Origin of the sequence: Microbacterium immunditiarum (assembly GCF_013409785.1) — a bacterium.
GTDB lineage: Bacteria > Actinomycetota > Actinomycetes > Actinomycetales > Microbacteriaceae > Microbacterium > Microbacterium immunditiarum.
The window spans coordinates 578292-589436 of record NZ_JACCBV010000001.1 but is presented as its reverse complement, the minus strand read 5'-3'; the positions used below and the strand labels follow the sequence as shown (position 1 = coordinate 589436).

The following is an 11145-nucleotide window of genomic DNA, read 5'->3' as shown; positions in this document are numbered from 1 at the left end:
GCCGACATATCCGGATGCGCCGCCGATCGCACCCGACGGATGTGATCAAACCTTTATAGGACGGGCATTGACGCGGGGTCCCGAACCACGGCAGTATCTCGGCTCAGGCGCGCCGATTCGGCCGCCGAAAAAGCGTCGCATCTCGTACTGGGGAGTCGAGAGGGTGCGGCGCTTTCCTGGGAAGGGCGCGGGGGTGCGGGAGCAATAGACCACGCCGCCGACGGGCCGGAAGCCGACCCGACGGTGACGGGCATCCCGTCGGCGGCGGCGGCGTCTCGGAGCGGCGCAGCCGGCTCGGTAGGCTCGATCCCATGCTCAACATGGCCGAGGGCATCGCGCGCCTCGGCGCGCTCGCCGAGTCTCCCGTGGTCGCAGCGCTCGGTCGTGCGTTCGCCGACGCGGGGTTCGAGCTGGCGATCGTCGGCGGTCCCGTGCGCGACGCGCTCCTCGGCCGCGACGTGCACGACCTCGACTTCACGACCGACGCGCGGCCCGACGACATCCTTCGCGTGGTGAAGCCGATCAGCTCCGCGCACTGGGACATCGGCCGTGACTTCGGCACCATCGGCGCGCGCGTCAAGGGCGAGCAGGTCGAGATCACGACCTTCCGCGCCGACAGCTACGACGGCGTGACGCGCAAGCCGACGGTGGAGTTCGGCGACGCCCTCGAGAGCGACCTCGTGCGGCGCGACTTCACCGTGAACGCGATGGCGCTGCGGGTCCCCGGGCGCACGCTCGTCGACCCCACCGGAGGCGTCGAAGACCTCGTCGCAGGGCGACTGCGCCCGCCCGCCGATCCCGCGGTCAGCTTCGGCGACGATCCGCTGCGGATGCTCCGCGCCGCCCGCTTCGCGTCGCAGCTGCGTTTCGCGGTCGACCCCGACACCGAGGCGGCGATCGCCGACCTGCGTCAGACGCTCTCGATCGTGAGCCCCGAGCGCGTGCGGGCCGAGCTCGTGCGACTGCTGCAGACCGACGACCCGGTGCGCGGCATCCGGATCCTCGTCGAGACCCGCCTCATCGACGAGTTCCTCCCCGAGTTCCCGGCGTTGCGCCTCGAGGTCGACGAGCACCACCACCACAAGGACGTGTACGAGCACACGCTCACCGTGCTGCGGCAGGCGATCGAGCTGGAGAAGTCGAGGAATCCGGATGCTGCGCCCGACGTGGCCCTGCGCCTGGCGGCGCTGCTGCACGACATCGGCAAGCCCGCGACCCGCCGGCTCGAGCCGGGCGGCGGCGTGACGTTCTACCACCACGACCTCAAGGGCGCGCGCATGGCGCGCAAGCGTCTGCAGGCGCTGCGCTTCGACACCGGCACGATCAACTCGGTGGCGCGGCTCATCGAGCTGCACCTCCGCTTCTTCGGCTATGCCGAGGGGGCGTGGACGGACTCCGCGGTGCGGCGCTACGTGCGCGACGCGGGTCCGGAGCTGGAACGGCTGCACATCCTGACGCGCGCCGACGTGACGACGCGCAACCGCCGGAAGGCCGCACGACTCGCCACGGCGTATGACGACATCGAGCGCCGGATCGCCGAGCTCGCCGCCCAGGAGCAGCTCGACGCGATGCGTCCCGAGCTCGACGGCAACCGCATACAAGAGGCGCTCGGCATCAAGCCGGGCCGCGAAGTCGGAGAGGCGTATCGGTTCCTTTTGGACCTGCGCCTCGACGAGGGACTCGTGGGCGAGGAAGAGGCGGAGCGGCGCCTTCGGGAGTGGTGGGCCTCGCGCGGCTGATCGGTTTCAGTCTGGTTACGAATTCTTCACCGGATTTCCGGATACGCCTGGTCGGAGAGAGGATTGCGGGTGAACCGCGCCTACCCCGCGCGGTCGTCCCCAATCAGCAGAGGTGTACAGAATGTCACTGCATCACAGCGCGCGCGGCCGTCTCGGCCTCGCGATCGGGGCGCTCGGCGCCTCGGCCATCCTCCTCGCCGGCTGCGCCGGCGGTGGCGGCGGCAACGGCGGCGACGGCGACGCATCGGGTGAGCCGATCATCGTCGGCACCACCGACAAGGTCACCACGCTCGACCCGGCCGGCTCGTACGACAACGGCTCGCTCGCGGTCCAGACCCAGGTCTTCCCGTACCTCGTCAACACCGACTACAACAGCACCGAGGTCGTGCCCGACCTCGCCGAGTCGGCGGAGTTCACGTCCGAGACCGAGTACACCGTCACCCTGCCCGAGGGTCTCAAGTGGGCCAACGGCAACGACCTCACGTCGTCGGACGTCAAGTTCTCGTTCGAGCGCAACATCGCGATCGCCGACCCGAACGGCGCGTCCAGCCTGCTGTACAACCTCGACAGCATCGAGACGCCCGACGAGACGACGGTCGTCTTCAAGCTCAAGTCGGCGAACGACCAGGTCTTCCCGTTCATCCTGACAAGCTTCCCGGGTGCGATCGTCGACGACGAGGTCTTCTCGGCCGACTCGCTCACCCCCGACCAGGACATCGTCGACGCGAACGCCTTCGGCGGCCCCTACTCGATCACCTCGTGGGACTTCAACAAGTCCGTCGAGTTCACCCCGAACGAGAACTACCAGGGTCTGCTCGACGCTCCTGAGAACAGCGGCGTCATCCTGCAGTACTTCGCCGAGTCGTCGAACCTGAAGCTCGCAGTCCAGGAGGGCGACGTCGACGTGGCGTACCGCAGCCTGTCAGCGACCGACGTCGAAGACCTCAGCGGCAACGACAACGTCCAGGTGATCGACGGCCCCGGCGGCGAGATCCGCTACATCGTGTTCAACTTCAACACGCAGCCGTACGGCGCGACGACTCCTGAGGCCGACCCCGCCAAGGCGCTCGCGGTGCGTCAGGCGCTCGCCGACCTCGTCGACCGCTCGGAGATCTCGGAGCAGGTTTACAAGGGCACCTACACGCCGCTGTACTCGTACGTTCCCGAGGGCTTCACGGGTGCGATCGAGGCGCTCAAGCCGCTGTACGGCGACGGCAACGGCGGCCCGGATGCCGAGAAGGCCGCGGCCCGCCTCGAGGCGGCCGGCGTCGAGACGCCCGTCGCGCTCAGCCTGCAGTACAGCCCCGACCACTACGGCCCGTCGTCGGGTGACGAGTACGCGCTCGTGAAGTCGCAGCTCGAGGAGAGCGGCCTGTTCACCGTCGACCTCAAGTCGACCGAGTGGGTCCAGTACTCCGAGGACCGCACGTCGGACGTCTACCCGGCCTACCAGCTCGGCTGGTTCCCGGACTACTCGGACGCCGACAACTACCTCACGCCGTTCTTCCTCACGGAGAACTTCCTGGGCAACCACTTCAGCGACGCCCAGACCGAGGAGCTCATCCTGGCGCAGGCGGTCGAGACCGACCCCGCCACGCGTCAGCAGCAGATCGAGGACATCCAGTCGCGCGTCGCCGAGCTGCTCTCGACGGTGCCGCTGCTCCAGGGTGCTCAGGTGGCCGTCGCGGGCACCGACGTCGACGGGGTCATCCTCGACGCGTCGTTCAAGCTCCGCTTCGCCCCGATCAACAAGTAAGGCCGCGGTGCAGTCGATGGGGCGGTCCGCTCGCCGGGCCGCCCCATCGCCATGCGGGCCGAGGCGCTTGACGGCCGAGGCATCCGCCCCTTTCTCCGCGTTCTCCGATAGATAGGCTCCATCCCATGACCACGAGCGAGGTCGCACCCGTCGATCAGCCGCCGCCCCTGCTGGCCGCATCGCGGTCGAAGTCGGGAGGAGGCAAGCTCGGGCGCTACCTCCTCACGCGGTTCCTCCTCATCTTCGTGACGGTAGCGATCCTCGTCACGGTCGTGTTCTTCATGATCCGCCTCACCGGAGACCCGATCACGGCCGCGCTCGGCGGACGACTCCCCGCCGACCAGCTCGCGGAGCGCATCCGCGAGGCGGGCTTCGACCGGCCGATCATCATCCAGTACATCGAGTACCTCGGGCAGATCTTCACGGGCGACTTCGGGACGACCCTCACCGATCGCCAGCCGGTCATCGACGTGCTCGTCCGGTACGGCACGGCCACTCTCGAGCTCGCCGTGTACGCGCTGATCGTCGCGTTCATCGTCGGCATCCCGCTCGGTCTGGTCGCCGCCGCCAAGCGCGACAAGGCGCCGGATGCCGCGCTCCGCGTCGGCGCCATCCTCTTCTATGCGACCCCGGTGTTCTTCGCCGGCCTGGTCGCGAAGCTCATCTTCTCGGTGTGGCTCGGCTGGTTCCCCGTGAGCGGACGCGCGAACGTGCGCACCGAGATCGCCCTCAATCGCAGCGGCGGCACGGGCATCTACCTCATCGATGCGATCGCGTCGGGGAATCCCGCCTACGTGCAGGACGTGCTGTCGCACGCGGTGCTGCCCGCCATGACGCTCGGGCTCGCGATCGCCGGAGTCTTCCTGCGGCTCGTGCGCACGAACGTCATCGGCACGTTCAACATGCCGTACGTCGACGCGGCGCGCTCGCGCGGCGTGAGTGAGTTCCGCCTCGTCCGCAAGCACGCGTACAAGCCCGCGCTCATCCCGATCGTGACCGTGATCGGGTTGCAGGTCGCGATCCTGCTCGCGGGTGCGGTGCTCACCGAAACCACCTTCGAGTGGCAGGGCATCGGATTCCAGCTCGCCCGCTACCTCGCCGCGCGCGACTTCGTCGCGGTGCAGGCCATCGTCGTGATGATCGCGATCATCGTCGCCGTGACGAACTTCATCGTCGATGTGATAGCCGCCTTCCTCGATCCGAGGGTGAGGTACTGACATGGCCAAGCGCTCGTTCTTCGACCGGCTCCCCGTCGTCCACCAGCTTCGTCAGAGTGTCGGCCTGCAGCGGGGCATGCTCGTGGCGGGCCTCGTGCTCACCGCCGTCTTCCTTCTCGTCGCGATTCTCGCGCCGTGGCTCGCGCCGTACAGTTACAACCAGCTGCGCGGTCCAGACGGCCTGTTCGGCGCGCAGCAGCCGCCGAGCCCCGAGCACCTGCTCGGCACGACGGTCGGCGGCTATGACGTGCTCTCGCGCACCATCTGGGGTGCCCAGACCGCGTTGTTCGTCGTCGTCGTCGCGATCGCGCTGTCGGTGTTCATCGGCATCCTGCTGGGTCTCATCTCCGGATACATCGGAGGGTGGCTCGACCGCGTGCTCGTCGTCATCGCCGACGCGATCTACTCGTTCCCGTCGCTCCTGCTCGCGATCGTCGCGGCGATCGCGGTGAGCGGCGGCCAGTCCGGTCTCGTGCCGGGCGTGCTCTCGGCGGCGATCGCGATCACCGTGGTGTTCATCCCGCAGTATCTGCGAGTGGTCCGTGCCGAGGTCGTGCGAGTGAAGTCCGAAGCCTTCGTGGAGTCGGCCAAGGTCATCGGCGCGAGCACCTGGCGCATCATGTTCCGCCACGTGCTGCGCAACTCGACGCGCTCACTCCCGCTCATCGTGACCCTCAACGCGTCGGAGGCGATCGCGACTCTGGCCGCCCTCGGCTTCCTCGGCTTCGGCATCGAGCCCACCGCCGCGGCCGAGTGGGGCTATGACCTCAAGGAGTCGATCGGCGACGTGTCGGCCGGCATCTGGTGGACGGCTATCCCGCCGGGAACAGCGATCGTGCTCGCGATCCTCGGCGTCACACTCATCGGCGAGAGCCTCAACGACCTGGCCGACCCGCGCCTTCGCGCACGCCGCCGCGCCGCGAAGCAGACGCCGGCCGACGCGGTGGCCGCGAGCCAGCCCGTGGCGCGCGAGTTCATGGGAGAGGTGGAGTGATGGCCGTGGCATCCGACTCCGTCGCGGTCGAGATCCGCGACCTCGACGTCACTTTCGCGACCGACGCGGGCGACGTCCGCGCCGTGCGCGGGGTCTCGCTCGACGTGCGAAGCGGCGAGGTGCTCGCGATCGTGGGCGAGTCCGGCAGCGGCAAGACCGTGACGTCGCGCACGATCCTCGGCCTCCTTCCCGAGACCGCCACGGTCGGCGGCGCCGTCATCCTCGACGGCACCGACGTCGCCAAGCTCGACAAGAAGGAGCTGCGCGAGGTGCGCGGCTCGAAGGCGGCGATGATCTTCCAGGAGCCGTCGACCGCGCTCAACCCGGTCTTCACGGTCGGCTGGCAGCTTGCCGAGGGCCTGCGCGCACACGGCCAGTACTCGAAGGCCGAGGCGAGGGCCAAGGCCGTCGAGATGCTGGGCCGCGTCGGCATCCCCGACCCGGACCGGCGCGTCAACGACTACCCGCACCAGTTCTCGGGGGGGCAGAAGCAGCGCATCGTCATCGCGATGGCGCTCGCGCTCGACCCTACGGTGATCATCGCCGACGAGCCGACCACCGCGCTCGACGTGACGGTGCAGGCCGAGATCCTCGACCTGCTGCGGGACCTTCGCGACCAGTACGGCACTGCGATCGTGCTCATCACGCACAACATGGGCGTGGTTGCCGACCTCGCCGACCGCGTCGCCGTGATGCTCGAGGGAGAGGTCGTCGAGACCGCGCCGGTCGGGGAGATCTTCGCCGCACCGCAGCACGAGTACACGAAACGCCTGCTCGCGGCCGTGCCGCGCCTGGAGATCGCCGACCGCACGCTGTCGGCCGAAGAGGCCGCGGGCGAGCCGGTCGTGCAGGCGACCGATCTCGTGATCGAGTACGCCGGCCGGTTCGGTCGCTCGGCGTTCCGTGCCGTCGACCGCGTGAGCTTCTCGATCCGTTCCGGCGAAGTGCTCGGACTCGTGGGCGAGAGCGGCTCGGGCAAGACCACGATCGGGCGCGCGATCGCGGGCCTCACGCCGGTCGCGGACGGCTCGCTGCGCGTGCTCGGCGTCGAGATGAACGGCGTCAAGGAGCGGGAGTTCCGCAAGCGCCGCAGCGAGCTCGGCTTCGTCTTCCAGGATCCCGCGACGAGCTTCAACCCGCTCCTGACGATCGCGCAGAACGTCGCCGAGCCGCTGGTCGTGCACGGAAAGGCGACGGATGCCACGGCCGCACGCGGCCGCGTCGACGAGCTGCTCGACGCGGTGCAGCTCGGCGGGTCGTTCGGCGACCGCTTCCCGCACGAGCTCTCCGGCGGTCAGCGTCAGCGCGCCTCGCTCGCGCGGGCGCTCGCCCTCGACCCGAAGCTGCTGATCGCGGACGAGCCGACGAGCGCGCTCGACGTGTCGGTGCAGGCCCGCGTGCTCGACCTCTTCGGCGAACTGCAGGAGCGCTTCGGCTTCGCCACGCTGTTCATCACGCACGACCTCGCCGTCGTTGACCTCCTCGCACACAGCATCGTGGTGCTGCACCACGGGCGTATCGCCGAGGCAGGGCCGACGTCGCGTGTGCTCGGCACCCCGGAGGACGCGTACACGCGTCGCCTCATCGCGTCGCTTCCCGTCCCCGACCCGATCGAGCAGGCCGCGCGTCGCGCGGAGTGGCGGGAGGCGTTCGGGCACTGATCCGATCGCGGGGCACCTCGCGCCTGCGCATCGTCAGGGGCGTCGAAAATGCGCGGATCGTGTCCGGAAGCCTCCTTCGACCGTCATTCGCGCGATCTCGGCGCCCTCCCGGTCGCGGAGCGAGCGCAGCGAGTCGGCGCGTGGGCCAGGTCAGCGGAGAAGACTGCCGAACAGGCCTCCGCCGGCGATCTGCATCACGAACCAGAAGACGAGCACCCCGACGATCAGGATCCACGCGAGCGACGCCCGCTGTCTCAGTCGGCGTCCTTGCGGGGCGACGCCGGGCGGCGGAGGCGTGAGCACCTGGTGCGGGACGGCGAACGGCACCGAATCGGCCGCGGCGGTGAGCGCGTGCGCGCCAGCGTCCGAGCCGCTCGCCGCGAAACCGCTTCGCGCCGCAGCGTGGGCCGCGGCATCCGCCCTCAATCTGTCGTCGCGCCAGCGCGCCCACTGCGCGAACTTGTCGAGCAGCGCACCGACGGCCGAGAAGAGCCACGCCCACGTCGCCGCGTCGAGCGTCGACAGCGGGCGCTTCGCGTAGAGGAAGAGCCAGTCGTCGACGATCTCGACGTCGAGCGCCGCCGCGTTGTCGATGAACCGCGCCATGATGTCGGGCGTGAACAGGTACAGCGCGTCGCGCTCGTAGCCCTCAGGGCAGTAGAGCGAGAAGTGGCGGTCGAAGTCGCCCTCGAGGCTCAGCCGCTGGGTCGCCTTGTAGGCGGCGGGCAGATTCGATCCGAAGACGGAGTTGTTGCCCGTCGCGTCGAGCACGATATGGGGGAGCGGCACGTCGAGCTTCACCGCGACGTAGCCCCAGTTATGCGTGGTGCGGTTCTTGCCCGAGCCGGTCACGTACTGGTAGTTCGCGAACTCGACGAACCGCGGACGGGTGCCGCGTACGAGGTCTGTGGCGACGCGGGAGGTGCCGATCGAGAAGATCATGCCCGGCAGCGGTGGCGCCGCGTGCTGCGGCTCGAACGTCATGCCGTTCGCTCCCGCGAAGCGGTCGAGCCGGTACCAGCGCTCGCGGCGCTTGCGCGGCCCGAGCACGGCAGACACGACGAGCACCATGGCGACGATCCCGATCAAGACGAGCGGCAGGGCCATCGGCAGCAGCGCCGCCAGGCCCGCGTCACCGGCCGAGGCCAGCGCGGCGAACACCGTCGTGAAGACGCCGACCACGACGCCTCCGAACATCACGAAGAAGACCGACACGACCACGACGAGCACGATCGCCGATCCGGAGAAGCCGCTGCCGACGCGTCCGGATTGGCGCAGAGTCCGCGCGAACTGCGCGACGGCCGCCCGGTCGACCGGTTCGGTGAGGGGTCGGGCGTCGAACGGGATCGGCGAACTCATGCCGACACGGTACCGGGTCGTGTGCGGCAGGATCGGATCACACCCGCTCCGCACGACGCGCAGGAGGCGCACCATGCCCGCGAACGACTCCGCGAGAGACCCCGATGACCTCGACGCGCTGCGCGCGGCATCCGACATCCTCGGAATCGACGCCCTGCTCACCGCCGAGGAGCGCGCCGTGCGCGACCGAGTGCGGGCGTTCGTCGACGCGGAGATCCGCCCCCACATCGCGGACTGGTTCGACCGGGCGGTGTTCCCCGCCGACCTCGTCCCGGAGCTCGGACGGCTCGGCGTGCTCGGCATGACGATCGAAGGACACGGATGCCCCGGCGCCAGCGCGGTCGACTACGGGCTCGCCGCGCTCGAGAACTCGCCGATCCGGCACGCGGCGAACCTCGAGTCCGTGCGAACCTACGAGGGAACCGATGAGGTGCACACGCTCCTGCTCGGTCAGCACCTCACGGGGATCGCGGGGTTCCGGTGACACTCATGGCGGAGAGGCCGGCGTTCACGCCGGTGTGTCCGGCGCCCTCGAGGCCCGAAATTTTGAGTCACGATCATACAATGTACGAATCGACGAGGAGAAGAGTTCAACGGTGAGCATCCAGGAACGCGCGGACGGCTGGGAGCCCGCACCGATCGGCCGTGTGACGGCACCGCTTCGCGAGCAGGTCATCGCGGCGATGCGGAGTGCGATTCTCGACTTCCATCTGCGGCCCGGCCAGCGGCTCGTGGAGCGCGAGCTGATCGACCGGTTCGCGGTCTCGCGCACGACGATCCGCGAGGCGCTTCGCGACCTCGCAGCGGAGGGCCTGGTCACCGTCATCCCGCAGAAGGGGGCGATCGTCGCCGCGCCGTCGCCCGAGGAGGCGGCGGACCTGTACGACGTGCGCGCACACCTCGAGTCCCTCACCGTGGCGAAGTTCGTCGAGCGGGCCACGCCCGAGCAGGTCGCACGGCTGCGGCACGCCGTCGACGAGATGCAGAAGCTCATCGCGGCGGCACCGGACGACACCCCCGGAATGCTGCGGGCGAAGGACGACTACTACGAGATCCTCATCGAGGGCGCCGGCAGTGCCGTGCTGCGGCAGGTGCTCGTTACGGTCCAGGCCCGCGTGCGGACGCTGCGGGCGGCGTCGCTCGGCGCATCCGGGCGTCCCGCCGAAGCCGTGCGGGAGATCACCGCGATCGTCGACGCGATCGAGCGTCGCGACGTCGAGGAGGCTTCGCGCCTGAGCATCGAGCACGTGCAGAACGCCGCCAAGACCGCGCTCGCGGCGATCTCCGTCGACGAGTGATCAGCCCAGCGCGACCTCGGCGAACGACCTGATCGTCTCGGGGACGTCCTCGACCGGGCGGATCGAGACGTACCCGACTCCGGCGTCCTCCATCGCCGTGAGACTCGCGCGGATCTCCGCCGCCGTGCCGGTGAGCGTCGTCGCGCGGATCAGCCGCTCGGTGAGCAGGGGCACGACATCCGGGCGCAGCCCGGTCGCGTAGTTCGAGTAGGCGGATTCGTCGTCGGACGCCGGCTTCTGGAAGATCTCGCGGAACGCGCGCGCGTCGTCGCGGAGGTGCTCGGGCAGCACCGAGGCATCCGGATTCGACAGTGCCAGGATGTTCGCGCACGACGAGACGAACGGACCCGTCCGCCGGATGACCCGATCGCTCAGGACGCTCTCGCCGTCGTCGAGGAGGCAGAAAGTCGTCATCGTCATGACGGGCACATCCTCGATGCGGCGACCGGCGCGCTCGGCGCCGCGCCGGACGCGGTCCATGGCGAGCCGGATCAGGTCCGGGTCGACGGTCCCGAAGAGGATGACCCCGTCGCCACGCTCTCCGGCGAGCTCGAGGGCACGCGGTCCGCTTCCCGCCACCCAGATCGGCACGGGCGTGCTGATATCGATCCACCCGGCGTCGGCGGCGGCGAAGGAGATGTGGTTCTCGCGGCCGGCCGCGACGTATCGCGCGCCCGCGCCGGTGAGCAGCCCGCGCACCACGTCGACGTACCCGCCGAGGTCGCCGATCCGGGCGGGCGGCAGGCCCATCACCCGCAGCGCGGTGTTGCCCGTGCCGATTCCCAGGATCACGCGTCCGGGCGCCAGTCGGTTCACCGTGGCGATCGCGTTCGCCGTGACCGGGGCGATGCGGGTGCTCGGGTTGGTGACGCCGACCCCGAGCCGGATGGAACTGGTGCGCTCGGCGGCGAGCGCGAGGCTCACGTAGGGGTCGGCGAAGAGCATGTGCGAGTCGTCGAGCCACGCGTGCGTGTAGCCGAGGGATTCGGCGAGCGAGATCGCCTCGTGCTGCGTGGTCGATGCGGGAAATGCGACGCCGATGTCCATGGTTCCCCGGGTTCCGCGTCTTACGACGCTAGGCGGAAGATTGTATGATCACCATACCAAAAGGGGAGAACGCT

Annotated in this window: 8 protein-coding genes and 1 pseudogene; 7 read left to right on the top strand and 2 right to left on the bottom strand. The window is 69.5% G+C overall.

Annotated features, from left to right (window positions below):
• Nucleotides 1-311 precede the first annotated feature (311 nt).
• The 5 genes from BJ991_RS02730 (at nucleotide 312) to BJ991_RS02710 (ending at nucleotide 7367) form a co-directional block, all read left to right on the top strand.
• Entirely contained in the window at nucleotides 312-1739 is a 1428-nt protein-coding gene (locus tag BJ991_RS02730; protein WP_179487243.1) for a CCA tRNA nucleotidyltransferase, read from the top strand.
• Between the two features lie 121 nt (nucleotides 1740-1860).
• On the top strand, nucleotides 1861-3495 hold the full coding sequence (locus BJ991_RS02725) for an ABC transporter substrate-binding protein (RefSeq protein ID WP_179487241.1): 1635 nt from the start codon (nucleotides 1861-1863) through the stop codon (nucleotides 3493-3495).
• A gap of 125 nt (nucleotides 3496-3620) precedes the next feature.
• Nucleotides 3621-4712: an ABC transporter permease gene (locus BJ991_RS02720; RefSeq protein WP_179487239.1), complete on the top strand. Its 1092-nt coding sequence runs from the start codon at nucleotides 3621-3623 to the stop codon at nucleotides 4710-4712.
• Between the two features lies 1 nt (nucleotide 4713).
• Nucleotides 4714-5706, top strand: coding sequence for an ABC transporter permease (locus tag BJ991_RS02715; RefSeq protein ID WP_179487237.1), 993 nt, complete (start codon nucleotides 4714-4716; stop codon nucleotides 5704-5706).
• Nucleotides 5706-7367 (top strand): ABC transporter ATP-binding protein, encoded by a 1662-nt coding sequence (locus BJ991_RS02710; protein WP_179487235.1) that lies wholly within the window; start codon nucleotides 5706-5708, stop codon nucleotides 7365-7367. The genes BJ991_RS02715 and BJ991_RS02710 overlap by 1 nt, the downstream gene beginning before the upstream one ends.
• Before the next feature lie 150 nt (nucleotides 7368-7517).
• Here the strand turns inward: BJ991_RS02710 and BJ991_RS02705 are convergent, their stop codons facing one another.
• The gene (locus BJ991_RS02705) at nucleotides 7518-8726 is read right to left on the bottom strand and encodes a hypothetical protein (protein ID WP_179487233.1); all 1209 of its coding nucleotides are present in this window, start codon (nucleotides 8724-8726) and stop codon (nucleotides 7518-7520) included.
• Between the two features lie 73 nt (nucleotides 8727-8799).
• Here BJ991_RS02705 and BJ991_RS02700 point away from each other — a divergent pair.
• Nucleotides 8800-9093: pseudogene (locus tag BJ991_RS02700) on the top strand (acyl-CoA dehydrogenase family protein); the annotation flags it as partial.
• 229 nt (nucleotides 9094-9322) lie between these two features.
• Nucleotides 9323-10024 carry an FCD domain-containing protein gene (locus tag BJ991_RS02695; protein WP_218852845.1) on the top strand — a complete coding sequence of 234 codons (702 nt, stop codon included), beginning with the start codon at nucleotides 9323-9325 and terminating at the stop codon, nucleotides 10022-10024.
• Here BJ991_RS02695 and BJ991_RS02690 read toward each other — a convergent pair whose 3' ends face one another.
• Nucleotides 10025-11071, bottom strand: coding sequence for an LLM class flavin-dependent oxidoreductase (locus BJ991_RS02690; RefSeq protein WP_179487227.1), 1047 nt, complete (start codon nucleotides 11069-11071; stop codon nucleotides 10025-10027).
• Nucleotides 11072-11145 lie beyond the last annotated feature (74 nt).